Here is a 16,341-nt window from a genome sequence, read left to right as displayed (position 1 = left end):
GCTTTCCTTCATTTAAGCGGTTCGCGCGCGTTTTTCACCCTCGCGATGACGGCCAGGTCGACGGCGCGCGCTCCGGCCTCCATCAGGACCCGCGCGCAGGCCTCGGCGGTGGCCCCCGTCGTCAGCACGTCGTCGACCAGGAGCAGGCGCCGTCCCTTGATGCGTCGCCGCCCGGCCTCGGTCACGGCGAAGGCCGCCTTGACGTTCAGCCGCCGCCCGCGCGCAGACTTGCCGCCCTGGCTGGCGGTCGGCAGGGCGCGGATCAGGGCGTCGGGCAGGTAGTCGAGCCGCGCCGCGCGGGCCAGCGGCCGGGCGATCTCGGCGGCCTGATTGAAGCGACGCGACAGCAGGCGGGCGCGGTGCAGGGGCACGGGGACCACGGCGTCGGCCGTCTCAATCAGGGGCGCGGCCGAGCGGCTGATCCAGCGGGCGAACAGGGGGGCGAACTGCTGCTGGTCGCCGTGCTTGAATTTCAGGATGATCCCGCGCGACGCCTCGTCATAGACGCAGGCCGCCCGCGCCCGGCCGAAGGCGTAGGGGCTGGCGAGGCAGGCCGCGCACCGATCCGCCGCGAAGTCGCCGCCGTCGCATTCAAACGCGGCGCCGCAGCCGTCGCAGACCGGCGCCTCCAGAAAGGCGACCCGGCTCCAGGCGTCGGGCGAAAGGCCGGCGGACGCCGCCGCCTCGCGGCTGTCGTGAGCGAGCGGCGGCAGCAAAATATCCAGCAGGCCCCGCCCCGCATCGCGCGCGCCGGATGCTAAAGGCCCCCCGACGCCTTTCAATCGACCTCGCCAGCCCCCATCCTGAACCGACATGAGCGCCCCCTCCCCTTCCTCCGGTCCCCCGATCCTCTTCGACGCCGCCCGACGCGCCGCGCGCCTGACCCGCGCCGCCCGACGTTTCGGGGGCGCCGACTTCCTGCACCTGCGCGCCGCCGACAATGCGGTGAACAGCCTCGAGGTGATCCTGCGCGAGTTTCAGACGCCCGTCGACCTGTCGCCCCATCCCGGCGTCTTCGCCCGCGCCCTGGCCGACAGCCCGGCGCGCGAACGGGTGGCTGAGGTCCGCGCCGTCGGCTCGACGGCCGAGCGCGCCGCGCCGGGGGCCGGGCCGCTGGGGCTTGAGGACGGATCGGCCGATCTGATCGTCAACCTGCTGGGCCTGCACTGGGCCAACGACCTGCCCGGCGCCCTGAGCCAGATCCGTCGGGCGCTGAAGCCGGACGGCCTGTTCGTCGCCAGCCTGTTCGGGGCGGCGACGCTGAAGGAGTTGCGCGGCGTGCTGACCGAGGCGGAGCTGGAGGTCAACGGCGGGGCGCAGGCGCGCGTGTCGCCCTTCGCCGACGGCTTCGACGGGGCGGCCCTGCTGCAACGGGCCGGGTTCGCCCTGCCGGTGACGGACGTGGACCGGGTGACCGTGCGCTATGGCGACCCCTTCGCCCTGATGCGCGACCTGCGGGCGATGGGCGAGACCAATGTGCTGGCCGGGCCGATCCGGCCGCTGAGCCGCGCCGTGCTGGCCCGAGCGGCCCAGCTCTACGGCGAGCGCCACGCAGAGGCCGACGGGCGCATCCCCGCCACCTTCGAGATGGTGCACCTGGCCGGATGGGCGCCGCACGAGAGCCAGCAGAAGCCCGCCAAGCGCGGCTCGGCCAAGACGCGTCTGGCCGATGCGCTGGGCGTCAGGGAGCAGACCGGCGAGGAAGGCTGAGCGTCAGCCGCCGGCGGCGAGCACGAACTGGCTGACCTTGCCGTAGACCGCCTCCATCCGCCCGGAGAAGGCGCCGAGCGCGGCCAGTACGACCATGCCGATCAGGCCGCAGATCAGGCCGTATTCGATGGCGGTGGCGCCGCCTTCATCGCGGAGCAGCCGGTGGATGAAACCCTTCACGCCCGGCCTCCCCTGTCGTCGGCCTGTCAGAGCAGATCGCGCAGCCAGGCGATCAGCGGTTCATCGGCCGGAGGCATGGGATAGGCCGACAGCTTGTCCGGCTTCACCCAGGCCAGGCCCGCATGCTCGCGCGCCTCGACCACGCCGGACCAGCGCCGGCACAGATACAGTGGCATCAACAGGTGAAACGATTCGTAAGCGTGACTGGTAAACACGAAGGGGGCCAGGCAGGCCTCCTTCACGTCGATGCCCAGTTCTTCCTTCAGCTCGCGGATCAGGGCCGTCTCGGGCCGCTCGCCCGGCTCGACCTTGCCGCCGGGGAATTCCCACAGGCCCGCCAACTGCTTGCCCTCGGGGCGTTTGGCGATCAGCACCCGGCCGTCCGGATCGATCAGGGCGACAGCGACGACGAGGACGGTGGGGACGGCTAGCGTCTCGCTCACGAGCGATAGTCCCCGTTGATCTCGATGTACCGTTTGGTCAGGTCGCAGGTCCACACCGTGGCCGAGGCGCGCCCCGAGCCGACATGGACGGTGATGTCGATCTCGTCGTTCTTCATATAGGCGCTCATGACCGCCTCGTCGTAGTCAGGCGACGGCGCGCCGTCGACGGCGGCGACGTGGGGACCGAAACGGATGGCCAGACGGTCGCGATCGACGGCCTCCTCGGTCTTGCCCACCGCCATGACGATGCGGCCCCAGTTGGCGTCCTCGCCGGCGATGGCGGTCTTGACCAGCGGGCTGTCGGCGATCGACTTGGCCAGTTTGCGCGCCGAGGCGGGCGAAGCGGCGCCGTCCACGGTCACCTTGACGAACTTGGTCGCGCCTTCGCCGTCCTTGACCAGCTGGTGAGCCAGATCGAGCATGACGGCGTCCAGCGCCGCCGAGAACTCCTTCAGGCGGCGGTCGCCGACGCGGCCGATGCGCGGCGCGCCGGACGCGCCCGTGGCGAACAGCAGGGCCGTGTCGTTGGTCGAGGTGTCGCCGTCTACCGTCACAGAATTGAAGGTGGTGCGGACGTGCAGGTTCAGCAGGGCCTTCAGCACCGGCGGGGCGATGTCGGCGTCGGTGACGATGAAGGCCAGCATGGTCGCCATGTCCGGCGCGATCATGCCCGAACCCTTGGCGATGCCGGCGATCTTCACCTTGACGCCCTCGATCTCGCACTCGGCGTAGGAGCCCTTGGGGAAGGTGTCCGTGGTCATGATGCCCAGGCCGGCCCTGGCCCAGTTGTCGGCCTTCAGACCGGCCTGAACCTCGGGCAGGCGGGCGGTGATCTTCTTGTCGTCCAGCACCACGCCGATGACCCCGGTCGAGGCCAGCATGACGTCGCGCTGGCGGCAACCGAAGCGCTTGGCGAACTCCGAGGCCGTGCGACGCGCGGCATCGGCGCCCGCCTTGCCGGTGAAGGCGTTGGCGCAACCGGCGTTGACGATCAGGGCCCGGACCTCTTCGCCGCCCTTGTCGGCGTCCAGCTGGCGCTTGCACCAGTCGACCGGCGCCGAGCCGACCTTGTGCCGGGTGAAGACGCCCGCGCACGAGGCGCCTTCAGGAAAGTGAAAGACCACCAGATCGTCGCGCTCATGCTTGTAGAAGCCCGCGCGCGCGGTCGCGATCTCGACCCCGCCGATCGGCGCGATGGCCGGAAAGGGCACGGCCAGCGGCGAGATCATCAGTCCCGGCTTGCCGGGCGCAGAGGCCTTGGCCGGCGTCGACCCGGCCGACTGGGCCGCGCGCTTCAGGGCCGAGGCCAACGGGTCCAGAGCCTTCTCGATGACGGTTTCGATCTTCTTGCCGGTCGAGGCGGACTTGGGCGGCTGGCTCATGTGGCGTTTCCGGCGGCGGGAGGAACGGGGACTTTATCGGCGGGCGCGGCGGCGGCGGGCGGCGGCGTCTTTGCGTCGTTCAGGGTGATTTCCACCTCGGCCTTGCCGCGAAGTTGCTCGAGCAATTGGCGCACGCCTTCATAGGTCAGATAGCGGACGATCTGGGGACGGGCCTGCTCCAGCGTCGGCGCCGTCTCCACGCGTCGATCCTCGACCTTGAGCACGGCCCAGCCGGTCTCGGTCTGGATCGGACCGACGACCTGGCCCGGCGTCTTGCCCTGCAGGGCCGTCGCATAGGCCCCCGGCAGAACGTCGAGCGTCGAATAGCCCAGATCGCCGCCGGAATAGCGGGTGGCGTCATCGATGGAGCGTTGAGCGGCCACGGCCTCGAACGCCGCCCCCTGGCCCAGCACGCCCAGAACGGCGTCGGCCTGCTCCCTGGTGGGCGCAAGGATCAGGCGCACGCGGACCTCTTCGGTGGCGCGCGCCAGACGCTGCTGCTCGGCGTAGAGGCGCTCGACCGCCTGTTCCGAAACAGCGCCGGAGACCACCTTTTCCACCAGCATGTCGCCCAGGATGCGTTCGCGCACGGCCTGCAGGCGACGCTGGGCGGCGGGGCTGGAATCCAATCCGCGACGCTCGGCCTCGGCGGCCAGAAGCTTCTGATCCACCACCTCGTCCATCACCCGGCGGAACAGTTCGGAGGAGACATCCAGCGGGTCGTCCTCGCCGATCAGCCCTTGCGCCACCGCCTCGCGCCGCACGTCCGAGGCCCAGACGGCGCGGTCGTTGACCCTGGCCACCACCCGGTCGTTCTTTTCCGGCGCAGCCTCGTCGCCGCCGCGCCCGCAGGCGGCCACGCCCATCGCCAGCCCTACGGCGGCGACCAGAAACAGGCTGGTGAGGGGACGCCGCGCTCGCATCGGACGCTCCGGGCAAGGGTCTGGGGACAGGTCGCCGGGGCGACCGTTCGCGCCTGCGCGGCGCCGCCTTAAAAAGGCCCTCGCGTTGACAGGGGTAAGGGCGGTGCTTAAGTCCCGCCTGCGCCCAAGTCGAGGGATTTTCGATCGTATGCGCGGCCCTTCGCGCGCCCTGACTGCAGGGAAGGCCTAGGGCTGGCGTGATCGCGGCCTCCCGACCGGGCGAAACCTGTCTTTCTCAGAGCCTTCAGCCGCTCGACCGCCTGACCCGGATCGCCCATGCTCGGCTTCGCCAAGAAACTTCTCGGTTCCTCCAACGACCGCAAGGTCAAGGCCTTCCAGGCCCAGGTCCAGAAGATCAACGCCCTAGAACCTAAGTTCGAGGCCTTCTCTGACGACGAGCTGCGCATGATGACGCAGACTTTCCGGGATCGCATCGAGGCCGGCGAGAGCCTGGACAAGCTGCAGAACGAGGCCTTCGCCGTCGTGCGCGAAGCCTCCAAGCGCGTGCTGGGCCAGCGTCAGTACGACGTGCAGATGGCGGGCGGCATGATCCTGCACGAAGGCGGCATCGCCGAGATGCGGACCGGCGAAGGCAAGACCCTGGTGGCCGTGGCCCCGGTCTATCTGAACGCGCTGGCGGGCAAGGGCGTCCACGTCGTCACCGTCAATGACTACCTGGCCCGCCGCGACGCGGAGCAGATGGGCAAGGTCTATCGCTTCCTGGGCCTGGAGGTCGGCGTGATCGTCAACGGCCTGTCGCAGGGTCAGCGCCAGATGGCCTATCAGGCCGACATCACTTACGGCACCAACAACGAGTTCGGCTTCGACTATCTGCGCGACAATCTGGTCTACGACCGACGCGAGATGGTGCAGCGCGGCCACCACTTCGCCATCGTCGACGAAGTGGACTCCATCCTGATCGACGAGGCGCGCACGCCGCTGATCATCTCGGGCCCGACCGAGGACCGCTCGGACCTGTACAAGATCGTCGACGCCCTGGTGAAGGAACTGGTCAAGGACAAGGCCACCTACGACCTCGACGAGAAGCAGCGTCAGGCCCTACTGACCGAGCTGGGCTCGGAGCGTATGGAGCAGATGCTGGAACAGGGCGGCCACTTCGCCGAGGACACCGTCGATCTGTATGATCCGGCCAACGTCAGCCTGGTCCACCACACCAACCAGGCCCTGCGGGCCAACACCCTTTACCAGCGCGACAAGGACTACATCATCAAGGACGGCGAGATCGTCCTGATCGACGAGTTCACCGGCCGCATGATGACCGGCCGTCGCCTGTCCGAAGGTCTTCACCAAGCCATCGAGGCCAAGGAAGACGTCAAGATCATGCCCGAGAACCAGACCCTGGCCTCGGTGACGATCCAGAACTACTTCCGCCTGTACGAAAAGCTGTCCGGCATGACCGGCACGGCGGCGACCGAGGCGCAGGAGTTCCTCGACATCTACAAGATGGACGTCCTGGAAGTGCCGACCAACCGTCCGATCCTGCGCAAGGATTACGACGACGAGGTCTACCGCACCTTCGCAGAGAAGAACCGCGCCATCGCCGCTCAGATCGCCGACTGCTATGTGCGCGGCCAGCCGATCCTGGTCGGCACGGTGTCGATCGAGAAGTCCGAAGAACTGTCCGACCTGCTGAAGGACTACGACTATCAGGTCGAGGTTTCGCGCAAGCTGAAGCCCGAATACGAAGGCCGTGAGAAGGAAGCCCAGAAGGTCGGCGACCCGGCCTATGACATCGAGTACGTCACCGGCCGCGGCATCCCGCACAATGTCCTGAACGCGCGCCAGCACGAACAGGAAGCCTATATCGTCGCCGAGGCGGGCCTGCCGCACGCGGTGACCATCGCCACCAACATGGCCGGCCGCGGCACCGACATCCAGCTGGGCGGCAACCTGGACATGCGGATCCAGCGCTGGGTCCAGGAACAGCGCAACATGGCGATGGAGGTCCCGCCCGAGGCGCTGGCCGCCAAGGAAACCGAGTTCAAGGCCGAGATCGCTGTCGCCAGGGAGAAGGCTCTGGCCGCCGGCGGCCTGTTCGTCCTGGGCACCGAGCGCCACGAAAGCCGCCGGATCGACAACCAGCTGCGCGGCCGGACCGGCCGTCAGGGCGACCCCGGCACCTCGAAATTCTACCTGTCGTGTGAAGACGACCTGCTGCGCATCTTCGCCGGCGACCGCCTGGACGCCATCATGCGCCAGTTCGGCGTGGCCGAAGGCGAGGCCATCAGCCATCCGTGGCTGAACCGCGCCGTCGAAACGGCCCAGAAGCGCGTCGAAGCCCGCAACTACGACATGCGTAAGAACGTGCTGAAGTACGACGACGTCGTGAACGATCAGCGCAAGGCCGTCTTCGAACAGCGCCAGGAGTTCATGGACTCCACCGATCTGTCGGAACTGGTCGCCGACTTCCGCAGCGACGTGATCAACGACCTGGTCGAACGCTATATGCCGCCCAAGGCCTATGCCGAGCAGTGGGATATCGACGGCCTGGACGAAAAGGTCCGCTCGACCCTGGGCCTGGAGCTGCCGCTGCATGACTGGGCCGCCGAAGAAGGCGTCTCCAACGAAGAGATCGAAGAGCGCATCACCGTCGCCGCCGACGCCCGCGCCGCTGAACGTCTGGAGCTGATCGGCGCCGATCAGACGCGCGGCCTCGAAAAGCAGTTCATGCTGCAGATGATCGACATGCAGTGGCGCGAGCATCTGGTCCACCTGGACCACCTGCGCGGCGTCATCGGCCTGCGCGGTTACGGCCAGCGGGACCCGCTGAACGAATACAAGACCGAAGCCTTCAACCTGTTCGAGACCCTGCTGCACGACCTGCGCCACAACGTCACGCGCTGGCTGATGACGGTCGAGTTCCAGTTCCAGGCGCCGCCGCCGATGGAAATGCCTGAGTTCCAGGAAATCCACCTGAACCCCGGCACCGGCGAGAACGAAATGGCCAACCCGATGGCCCAGAACCCGGAAGGCATGCTGACCGGCGATGATCGTTCGAAACTGCCGGTCGAGGCCCTGCCCGCCGATTGGGAGCGCACCAGCCGCAACGCCGACTGCCCCTGCGGCTCGGGCCGTAAGTTCAAGCACTGCCACGGTAGTTTGGTTTAAGGCGCGCTGACGCGCGCGGCGCTACGCTCGCGACGCGGTCGCTCGCTGCTTGAGCGCCGAAGACTGAGTTGAGAGAGGCGGGTTCGCGAAAGCGGCCCGCCTTTTTCTTTGCCCGGTGACGCCGGCCGCCATGCGCGTTAGCCTGCCCTCATGAACTACAAGCCCCTGTTCTCTCGCGCGCTCGGCCTCGACCCCGAACGCCTGCATTTCGCCGCCCACAGCCACCACCTGTGGCCCGACGCCAGCTTCGACGGCCAGGTGCGGGCCTGGGCCGAGGCCAACCGCTTCGCTGATCGCAAATGGGACCTGATCTTCGGCGAGGTCATCCCCGAGGCTCAAGGCCACGTCGCGCGCGAGCTGGGCCTGCCCTCGTCCGACAGCCTGATCTTCGCGCCGAACACCCATGACATCCTGCTGCGCATCGTCTCGGCGGTCGACACGGCGCCGGTGCGCATCCTGGCCACCGACGGCGAGTTCCACTCCTTCCGCCGCCAGTCGGAACGCTGGGAAGAGGCCGGTCAGGCCGTGGTCACCCGCGTGCCCCTGGCCCCGTTCGAGACCTTCGCCGAGCGGTTCGTCGCGGCGGCGCGGGCGGGCGGGCACGACCTGATCTTCGTCAGCCAGGTCTTCTTCCGCACCGGCGGCCTGTTCGAGCGCATCGCCGAACTGGCGGACCTGGCCGACCCGGCCGGGCCGTGGGTCGTGGTGGACGGCTATCACGGCTTCATGGCCACGCCGACCGACCTTTCGGCCGTGGCGGACAAGATTTTTTATCTGGCGGGCGGCTATAAGTACGCGATGGCGGGCGAAGGCGCCTGCTTCCTGCACGCCCCGCCCGGCTTCGGGCCGCGCCCCGTCGTGACCGGCTGGTTCGCCGAGTTCGGCCATCTGGAAGGCCCGCCCGGCGGGGTTCAGTACCGCACCGACGGCGGCCGCTTCTGGGGCGCCACCTTCGACGCCAGCGCCCTTTACCGCTTCAACGCCGTGCGCGCGATGCTGGACCAGCACGGCCTGACCACAGCGATGATCGCCGACCACGCGCGCGGCCTGCAGGCGCGGTTCCAGGCGGCGATTGAAGGCGCAGAAGCGGGCGGCCTGTCACAGGCCGAGATTCTGAATCCGGTCCACGGCGAGGCGCCCCGCGCCCGCTTCCTGGCCCTGCGCCACGCCGACGCTCCGCGCTGGAAGGCGGCCCTGCAGGAGATGAACGTCATCGCCGATGTGCGCGACGACGTCATCCGCTTCGGCTTCAGCCTGTACCAGAGCCAGGAAGACGTCGAGCGGCTGATCCACGCCTGCGCCCGGCTGGACTAGGCCTTTAGAAGAACAGGCTGTCGGCGTCGCGGCGGGCCTCAGGCGGATCGGTGCGGCGCGGCTGACGCTCGCGGCGCGGCGCCGGGGCTGAGGCAGGCGGCGTCGCCCGCGCGGCCGGTGCGGCAGTAGCCGGGGCCGGATCGCCCGGCAGCCGCGGCGTCGGGGTCGCGCGCGGCGCTGGAGCGGCGGCGGCTGGCGGCGGCGGCGCGCTCGCCTCGGTCCTCGGCGGCGGGCCCAGCGTCGGATATTTCGGCGTCGGCGGCAGGGGCGGTCGGCGCGCGGTCGGCGGCGCAGCCGGGGCGGTCAGCGCGGGTTCTGCGTCAGGCGACGAGGCCTCGAGCGCCTGACGCGCCTGGGTTCGCGCGCGGGGGCTGTCGCAACGGCACAGAACCAGATCCTCGCCCTCGCGCCACAGGATCAAGGGCCTGCGCGGCGGCTCGGCCCAGCGATGAGCCAGGCGGGCTAGATCCCTCTCCAGCGCCTCATCGGCGCCGACCGGGATGGCGCGGATCTCATGCCCCTGCGCCTCCCACAGCGGAGCCGTCTGCGCCAGCCAGTCCCACCCCGCGCCGTCCGGGTCGTAGACATAGACGGGTGTGAGGCCGAAGGCCGCGGGACCCGCCGCCTGCTCCAGCCGCGCCTCCAACCCCTGAGACGCGGTCAGGCGCTGCAGATCGTGCCGCGCCACGCCCAGCCACCAGGCCGCCACAACCACGCCGAGCAACAGCAGACCGAGCACGGCGCCGATCAGCGTCCCCAGCAGCAGGCGCGGCCAGTCCGTGTCGGAGGATGAGGTCAGGGCGGCGGAGGTCATCGCCGCCAAGGCCTAGCACCGAATGGCGCGGCTGTCAGACCGCCAGGTCCAGCAGAGCGTCGCGCGTCAGCTCGGCATGGGTCATGGGGAACAGGTGACCGCCCCCCGCCACGGTCTCGACCTCGACATTCGGGCGGCGCGACGACGGGGCGACGGCGCACAGGGCGCCTGTCTCCGCCTTGAGGATTCTCACAGCGCCCGGATAGCTCGCCAGGGCCCGCCAGGGGTCATGCGCCTGGGCGGCGTAGTTGGAGGCCTCCCACGCCGGAGCGCAGGCCAGCTCCAGCCCGCAATCGGTCTCGACCAGACCGTCAGCCAGATAGTCGGCCAGCATCATGTCCGGCCAGCCCTTGAAGGCGCCGCGCCCGCGATAGGCGCTCATGGCCTGTTCACGGCTGTCGAACAGGGCGCGGCGGCGCAGGGTGTTGGCGACGATGGGAAAGCGCTGGGACAGCAGGCCCGCGAGCGGCAGGTTCATCGCCCACACCATCTCGCGGCGCCAGACGACAGGGTCCAGCAGCAACAGTCGCGAGACCCGATCCGGGCGCTCGGCGGCGGCCATCAGGCCGCAGGTCCCGCCGATGGAATGGCCGGCCAGGGCGACAGGAGGGCCGTCGATCGCCTCCAGAAGGCAGATCAGGTCGTCCCGATGATCCTTCCAGCTGCGGCGGCCGTCGGGAACGGCGGGCAGGCGCGTCCGGCCGTGACCGCGCAGATCCGGCGCCCAGATCCGCAGCGCGCCCGACAGGGGCTGCAGCACGGAACGATAGGTCAGGGCGTTGAAGCCGTTGGCGTGGACGAAGATCAGGTCGACCGGCCGCTTGGGATCGCCGAAGTCCAGCACGGCCATGTCGCCCGCGCCCCAGCGATTGTCGATCGGCACGCTGATCCGGCGCGGCGCCGACAGGGCCAGAGCGTCCATCCGGATCAGGCCGCGATGCGGCAGGCGCCGCACCGGCCGTGGCCTTCGATGGTGGTGCGGTCGATCGCGTAGCCCGCGTTCGCGGCCGCCTGGGCGATCACATCGGCGCCGGGGACCGCCACCTCTTCGGTCGCGCCGCAGCAGTCGCAGATCAGGAAGGCCGCCGCATGGCCGCCCGGCGCGCAGGCGTCGGCCGTGCAGGCGACATAGGCGCTGATGGAGGCGATGCGGTGGGCCAGGCCCCGCTTCTCCAGGAATTCGAGGGCGCGATAGACGGTCGGCGGCTTGGCGGCCTGACCATCGAGGCCATAACGGGCGATCAGGTCATAGGCCTTGACCGGCTCGGCGGCCGACAGCAGCAGCTCAAGCACGCGGCGCCGCGGGGCGGTCATGCGGTCGCCGTCGGCCGAAAACCGCGCCTCGACGGCGGCGATCGCCCGTTCGACCTCGGCGGCGCCGGGTCGGCTGTCGATATGATCATGATCGCAGGCGTCGCCCATGAGCTAGAGCTAGGGGGTCCTGAGCCGCGCCGCAACCGGGACCGCGCGCCGCAGGCCCGATCAGGCGCCATTGTGGCCAAACCGCGGCGTTTGCGGCGGCCTCGGGCATGGGCTAGAAGAGCCGTCCTTTCTGTTCAGAAGACCCTATTTCATGACCGACGCCACCCAAGCGAACAGCCCCCTGTCGGGCACTGTCCTGTTCTATTCCCAGCCGGAGCCGCTGTCGGCCGACGTGCACGGCAAGCTGGGCGTGACGCCCGCGGACAAACCCTACGCCTTCGTGGCCCAGACCCACGTCGTGCCGCTGACGGTGACGGAGTTCGCCCCGGCCGCCCTGTCCTATCCGGTCATCTTCGTCGGCGACGCCAAGCAGCCCGTCGCCGCCATGGGCCTGAACCAGGGCGAGAACCTGTTCATCGAGAACGGCGACTTCCGGCCCGACGCCTATATCCCGGCCTATGTCCGCCGCTATCCCTTCGTCTTCGCCAATGACGAAGAGCAGAAGCGCATGGTGCTGTGCATCGACCGCGCCGCTCCCTTCGTGGTCGAAGGCGGCGAGACGCCGCTGTTCGAAAACGGCCAGCCCAGCGGCTACGTCAACTTCGGCATGGAGTTCTGCAACAACTTCGAGCAGGAGCGCGTGCGCACCGAGTCCTTCATCAACCTGCTGACGGAACTGGACCTGTTCGAGGTGCGTGAAGCCACCTTCACCCCGCGCAACGCCGACGGCACCGCCGGCGCGCCGCAAAAGATCGCCGAATATTTCGCCGTATCGGAAGACAAGCTGAAGGCCCTGCCGGTCGAGAAGCTGGCCGAACTGCGCGACAACGGCGCCCTGGGCCAGATCTACGCCCACCTGGTGTCGCTGCTGGGCTGGGACCGCCTGATCGCCATGGCCCTGACCCGCGCCGCCCAGCAACCGGTCGCCGCCAACGCTTGATTAAATCGGGCCGACGCGCGTTCGCGCGACGGCCCGATGAACAATGAAATGAAGACGCCCCGTCAGATTGCTGGCGGGGCGTTTTTTGTCAGGAGATGGGTTTAGCGGCGGGCCACGAGGGCGCGGGTCAGGCAGGAGAAGACCAGCCGTCCGGCCTCGTCCAGCATGTCCTGCTGGGCGATGACCACGCCCTTCTCGTCGCCGACCGGATCCTTGCCCATCACCGTCAGCCGGCCGCGCAGCAGTTCGCCCGCCGGGGGATTGCGCAGGAAGCGCAGCCCGTCGACCGCGAGGGTCTTGGACCCCGCCCAGCCGCCCATGCGATCGGCGGACAGACGGCTCCACAGGGCGTAGACCATCGCTTCAGGCGCGCCATAGGCGACGTCCCACCCCGGCAGGAAGCGTTCGGCGAACAGGTCCAGCGCCGCCGCATCCACGGCGCAGGCGCCCAGAGGAATGACCTGGCCGATCTCAAGATCCTCGAAATGGACGTGCAGAGGTTCGGTCATGCGCGGTCGTTCCTCGCTCAGGCCGCCGGCTCCTCCGACACCCGGACCATCAGCTTGCCGTCATGGTCGCCGGTGAACAAGCGATTCAGCGAGCCGACCGCCCCTTCCAGACCGTCATCGACGTGGACCTTCCACTGAATTTTCCCGTCGGCCAGCCAAGGCCCCATTTCGGCGATCATCTCCTTGGCGCGGTGCGCGTAGTCGAGGACCAGGAAGCCCTGCACGTTCAGACGGTGGGTGATGATGCGCGAGAAATTGGGCGAAGGCGGCATCCGCGTGGCGTTATAGGCCGAGATCAGGCCGCAGACGGCCATGCGGCCGTGCACCTTGAGCCGGTTCCACACGGCGATCATGATGTCGCCGCCGACGTTCTCGAAATTGAGGTCGATGCCGTCGGGAGCCAGCCGGTCCAGGGCGTCGCCGACATCCTCGTTCTTGTAGTCGACGGCGCCGTCGAAACCGAGCTCCTCGGTCAGCCAGCGGCATTTCTCGGCGCCGCCGGCGATGCCGATGACGCGGCAGCCGCGCTGCTTGGCCACCTGGCCGGCGATGGAGCCGACCGCCCCGGCCGCCGCCGAGATCACCAGGGTCTCGCCCGCCTTGGCCTTCAGCACGTCGGTGACGCCGAAATAGGCCGTCATCCCGGTCATGCCCAGCACGGACAGGTTGGCGGTCAGCGGCAGGCCCGGCGCGCGATGGACCGGCCGCAGCCCCGCCTCGGGCACGACAGCGTAGTCGGCCCAGGCGCCGGACAGAGGCGTGACCAGCTCGCCTTCCTTGAACCGCTCGCCGCGCGACTGCTCGACCACCCCCAGCGTCAGCCCGCGCATGACGTCGCCCAGACCCACCGGCGGCAGATAGCCTTCGGAATCGTTCATCCACGTGCGGTTCGTCGGGTCGATCGAAAGATAGATCGTGCGGACCAGGACCTCTCCGTCCTTCAGATCAGGCACGACGCTTTCGACCAGTTCCAGATCCCCATCCTGAATCAGCCCCTGCGGGCGGCGACGCAGGATCCACTGTCGGTTGCGCAAGCTCATCAGTCTGTCTCCCATCAGGGTTTTCTTTCAGGACCCATAGTGGCGCCTCCCGCTGGCAGAGCAAGCCGCCGAACACAGACGCATGCCCGCCAAGCAAAAAAGAAGGCGGACCCTTTTTGAGGATCCGCCAGGAGTCGCATCATCGAGAATGAGGCGAGGGCGAAGACCGACGGTCAGGTCGGCCCGGGGGAATAGCCCTCGGCGATCGAATAACGACGGACTTGCGACTCGGTTCCCGACCTGGGCGACGGGCTCGCGTCCCGGCGTCGAAGGAACGGCCGAGCGACGGCGACGTTCGCCCTACAGGTTCTCAAACCGCGACAAGGAGGCGAGCCCATGAGCCATCAAGACCCGCATTCGCACTCGGCCGACGCCGTAGAGACTCACCACCCCGTGGAGGCCCAATATGTGCGCCAGGGCCGCGGCGGGCGTCGCATCCTGATGCTGCTGATCGTATCGGCGGGGGCGGCCGCCGTGTTGCTGTTGGGCATATGGGCCGTCAACAACGCCGGCCTGCGTCGAACCTCCGAGGAGGCCAGCATGACGCCTGAACCGCCGCCGGTCGTGGATGCCGACCGCACCGCCCGCAGCGCCGGCCCGGAAGCGGCGCCGCCGCCGGTCGACGCCTCTCCCGCCGCCTGATCTTGCACCAGCAAAAAGGGGCTCCGCAGCAGCGGAGCCCCTAAAAAGGCGTCGGGGGCGCCGCCGTGGATCAGGCGGCCGCCTTCTGGCGCGAGGGATGGAAGAACAGCGCCTGGCTGATCGCCGCCTTCACCGTTTCCGGCTGGAAGGGCTTGGTGATCAGGAAGGTCGGCTCGGGCCGTTCCCCGGTCAGCAGCCGCTCCGGGAAGGCGGTGATGAAGATGACCGGAACATCGAACTTGCGCAGGATGTCCTTGACCGCGTCAATGCCCGAAGAGCCGTCCGCCAGTTGGATATCCGCCAGAACCAGTCCCGGCGCGTGACGCGAAACGGCGTCCACGGCCTCGTCGTGGGTGGTGGCGGTGCCGGTGACCCGGTGGCCCAACTCCTTCACCAGGCTTTCGATGTCGGCCGAGATGATGGCCTCGTCCTCGATGATCAATACGTCGGTGGCCAACTCGGCGTCGATGTCGGACTGAGCTTCAGAGATCAGGCGCTCGACCGTGCGCGGATCGACGGCCAAAATCTGGGCGGCCTCGGACGGCGTAAAGCCTTCCAGCGCGGTCAACAGGAACGCTTGTCGCGACTGGGGCGCGATGCGCATCAGCCGACGAGAAGCGTCGTCGGCTTCGGAGACGCCGCCGCTTTCCAGCTGGGCCCCGGTGCTCGACCAGATGGTATGGAAGACGTGGTAGAGCGCCACCCGCGGCGTCATGTCGGCAGGCAGCTGACGCTCGCCCGCCGCCAGGGCTTCAAGCGCGACGCGGACATAGTTGTCGCCCGTGCTTTGATCGCCGGTAAGGGCGCGCGCGTAACGGCGAACATAGGGCAGATGCGGCGCAAGTCTGGCCAAAAGGCTCATATGTAGATCCCCGACTGCGCCCGCCTCCACTGACGAGACGGGCTTAGACGGACCTTAACGTATCAGAGACGCCACGGTTCCGTGGGCTTCGTCCAGCTTGAGCATAAAATAGCAACGGCGTAGGAACTCTATTGGAGAGGCGGCGTTTTGCGTCTCTATGAACGACTTCACAAGGCTTGGGCGGCGGCCGGAAACTCCATGATTGAACCTAAGGACACCCCCGCGCGTATCAGCGGGTCCAACTCGGACGAACGCGATCTCGAAGAGGTCCGTCTGCGTCAACAGGCCATCGGCGTTAAGCTGCGCCATATGTTCGACGAAGTCGTCAACGAGCCCGTGCCGGACGAATTTCTGGAAATCCTTCGCCGCGCCGATCAGGGCGCATCCGCCAAGGAGGGGCAGTGACCACCACCACCACCCCCGCCGCCCGGCCCTCGTCATCAGACGACAACGCGTTCAAAGCTGAACTCGTCACCCTGATCCCTCATCTGCGGGCCTTCGCCCGGACCTTGACCGGCGACCCGACGGCCGCCGACGATCTGGCTCAGGAAGCCATGATGAAAGCGTGGGACGCCCGCGCCAGCTATCAGATGGGCACCAACATGAAGGCCTGGACCTTCATGATCCTGCGCAACCAGTTCTATTCTGAAAAGCGCCGCTCGTGGCGTCAGACCCAGCTGGACCAGGAAGCCGCCGAACGCACCTTGATCGCCGTAGACGACCCCGAGGCGCCGGTGGCGCTGGACGAACTGCGTCAGGCGCTGAAGTCGCTGCCGGAAGAACAGCGCGAGGCCCTGATCCTGGTGGGCGCGGGCGGCTTCGCCTATGAAGAAGCCGCGGAAATCTGCCAATGCGCCGTCGGCACAGTGAAGAGCCGGGTGTCGCGCGCGCGCAAGGCCCTGCAGGCCACGCTGGAGCGCGGCGGTTATGCGCGCGACGGCCAATCGGCGGGCGACGCCATGCGCTCGATCCTGGCCGACGCGGACAGATTAAGCGGCGCCGGGCGCAAATAGCGGTGCGTGTCGGCCGGG

Annotated in this window: 18 protein-coding genes; 7 read left to right on the top strand and 11 right to left on the bottom strand. The window is 68.5% G+C overall.

Annotation, left to right across the window (positions count from 1 at the left end; translation table 11 throughout):
• Positions 1-8: 8 nt before the first annotated feature.
• A complete protein-coding gene (locus tag ACLBV5_RS12690) occupies positions 9-815 on the bottom strand; it encodes a phosphoribosyltransferase family protein (RefSeq protein WP_447605884.1) in 807 nt (268 codons plus the stop codon).
• Here ACLBV5_RS12690 and ACLBV5_RS12685 point away from each other — a divergent pair.
• Entirely contained in the window at positions 814-1,710 is an 897-nt protein-coding gene (locus ACLBV5_RS12685) for a methyltransferase domain-containing protein (protein ID WP_447605883.1), read from the top strand. The two genes, ACLBV5_RS12690 and ACLBV5_RS12685, sit on opposite strands and share 2 nt — an antisense overlap.
• Positions 1,711-1,713: 3 nt before the next feature.
• On the opposite strand, the gene ACLBV5_RS12680 is transcribed toward ACLBV5_RS12685, so the two are convergent.
• Genes ACLBV5_RS12680 through ACLBV5_RS12665 form a run of 4 tightly spaced genes read right to left on the bottom strand, consistent with a single transcriptional unit; the run spans position 1,714 to position 4,638 of the window.
• Positions 1,714-1,890: a Flp family type IVb pilin gene (locus ACLBV5_RS12680; protein WP_134582159.1), complete on the bottom strand. Its 177-nt coding sequence runs from the start codon at positions 1,888-1,890 to the stop codon at positions 1,714-1,716.
• 26 nt (positions 1,891-1,916) lie between these two features.
• On the bottom strand, positions 1,917-2,333 hold the full coding sequence (locus tag ACLBV5_RS12675) for a (deoxy)nucleoside triphosphate pyrophosphohydrolase (protein ID WP_253122822.1): 417 nt from the start codon (positions 2,331-2,333) through the stop codon (positions 1,917-1,919).
• Positions 2,330-3,715 carry a bifunctional glutamate N-acetyltransferase/amino-acid acetyltransferase ArgJ gene (argJ, locus tag ACLBV5_RS12670; RefSeq protein ID WP_447605882.1) on the bottom strand — a complete coding sequence of 462 codons (1,386 nt, stop codon included), beginning with the start codon at positions 3,713-3,715 and terminating at the stop codon, positions 2,330-2,332. Before argJ ends, ACLBV5_RS12675 begins: the two co-directional genes overlap by 4 nt.
• The gene (locus tag ACLBV5_RS12665; RefSeq protein ID WP_447605881.1) at positions 3,712-4,638 is read right to left on the bottom strand and encodes a peptidylprolyl isomerase; all 927 of its coding nucleotides are present in this window, start codon (positions 4,636-4,638) and stop codon (positions 3,712-3,714) included. The genes argJ and ACLBV5_RS12665 overlap by 4 nt, the downstream gene beginning before the upstream one ends.
• 276 nt (positions 4,639-4,914) lie before the next feature.
• Between ACLBV5_RS12665 and secA the strand changes: the two genes are divergently transcribed.
• Together secA and ACLBV5_RS12655 are read left to right on the top strand one after the other, a co-directional pair.
• Positions 4,915-7,767 carry a preprotein translocase subunit SecA gene (gene secA / locus ACLBV5_RS12660; RefSeq protein ID WP_447605880.1) on the top strand — a complete coding sequence of 951 codons (2,853 nt, stop codon included), beginning with the start codon at positions 4,915-4,917 and terminating at the stop codon, positions 7,765-7,767.
• Between the two features lie 150 nt (positions 7,768-7,917).
• Entirely contained in the window at positions 7,918-9,081 is a 1,164-nt protein-coding gene (locus ACLBV5_RS12655) for a kynureninase/PvdN C-terminal domain-containing protein (RefSeq protein ID WP_303683130.1), read from the top strand.
• 4 nt (positions 9,082-9,085) lie between these two features.
• Here the strand turns inward: ACLBV5_RS12655 and ACLBV5_RS12650 are convergent, their stop codons facing one another.
• From ACLBV5_RS12650 to ACLBV5_RS12640, 3 genes are read right to left on the bottom strand one after another with little or no spacing between them, the layout of a single operon-like run.
• On the bottom strand, positions 9,086-9,895 hold the full coding sequence (locus tag ACLBV5_RS12650; RefSeq protein WP_447605879.1) for a hypothetical protein: 810 nt from the start codon (positions 9,893-9,895) through the stop codon (positions 9,086-9,088).
• Positions 9,896-9,929: 34 nt separating this feature from the next.
• Positions 9,930-10,817 (bottom strand): alpha/beta fold hydrolase, encoded by an 888-nt coding sequence (locus ACLBV5_RS12645; protein ID WP_447605970.1) that lies wholly within the window; start codon positions 10,815-10,817, stop codon positions 9,930-9,932.
• 5 nt (positions 10,818-10,822) lie between these two features.
• A complete protein-coding gene (locus tag ACLBV5_RS12640; RefSeq protein WP_025976929.1) occupies positions 10,823-11,317 on the bottom strand; it encodes a Fur family transcriptional regulator in 495 nt (164 codons plus the stop codon).
• A 151-nt stretch (positions 11,318-11,468) separates the two neighbouring features.
• On the opposite strand from ACLBV5_RS12640, the gene ACLBV5_RS12635 reads away from it, so the two are divergent.
• Entirely contained in the window at positions 11,469-12,257 is a 789-nt protein-coding gene (locus tag ACLBV5_RS12635; protein ID WP_278070238.1) for a SapC family protein, read from the top strand.
• Between the two features lie 101 nt (positions 12,258-12,358).
• On the opposite strand, the gene ACLBV5_RS12630 is transcribed toward ACLBV5_RS12635, so the two are convergent.
• Positions 12,359-12,766 (bottom strand): MaoC family dehydratase, encoded by a 408-nt coding sequence (locus ACLBV5_RS12630; RefSeq protein ID WP_025976931.1) that lies wholly within the window; start codon positions 12,764-12,766, stop codon positions 12,359-12,361.
• Positions 12,767-12,783: 17 nt separating this feature from the next.
• A complete protein-coding gene (locus ACLBV5_RS12625; RefSeq protein ID WP_447605878.1) occupies positions 12,784-13,806 on the bottom strand; it encodes an NADP-dependent oxidoreductase in 1,023 nt (340 codons plus the stop codon).
• A gap of 336 nt (positions 13,807-14,142) precedes the next feature.
• On the opposite strand from ACLBV5_RS12625, the gene ACLBV5_RS12620 reads away from it, so the two are divergent.
• A complete protein-coding gene (locus tag ACLBV5_RS12620; RefSeq protein WP_253122818.1) occupies positions 14,143-14,448 on the top strand; it encodes a hypothetical protein in 306 nt (101 codons plus the stop codon).
• 70 nt (positions 14,449-14,518) lie between these two features.
• Here ACLBV5_RS12620 and phyR read toward each other — a convergent pair whose 3' ends face one another.
• Positions 14,519-15,310, bottom strand: coding sequence for an anti-anti sigma factor/receiver protein PhyR (gene phyR / locus ACLBV5_RS12615; RefSeq protein ID WP_134582151.1), 792 nt, complete (start codon positions 15,308-15,310; stop codon positions 14,519-14,521).
• Between the two features lie 198 nt (positions 15,311-15,508).
• Here phyR and nepR point away from each other — a divergent pair, with 198 nt between their 5' ends.
• On the top strand, positions 15,509-15,715 hold the full coding sequence (gene nepR, locus ACLBV5_RS12610) for an anti-sigma T factor NepR (protein ID WP_025976935.1): 207 nt from the start codon (positions 15,509-15,511) through the stop codon (positions 15,713-15,715).
• Positions 15,712-16,323, top strand: coding sequence for a sigma-70 family RNA polymerase sigma factor (locus ACLBV5_RS12605; protein WP_447605877.1), 612 nt, complete (start codon positions 15,712-15,714; stop codon positions 16,321-16,323). The genes nepR and ACLBV5_RS12605 overlap by 4 nt, the downstream gene beginning before the upstream one ends.
• Positions 16,324-16,341 lie beyond the last annotated feature (18 nt).

It is taken from the genome of Brevundimonas sp. M1A4_2e, assembly GCF_053345555.1.
Note: the sequence above shows the minus strand (reverse complement) of the source record. Positions and strands in the feature narration are given on the sequence as shown.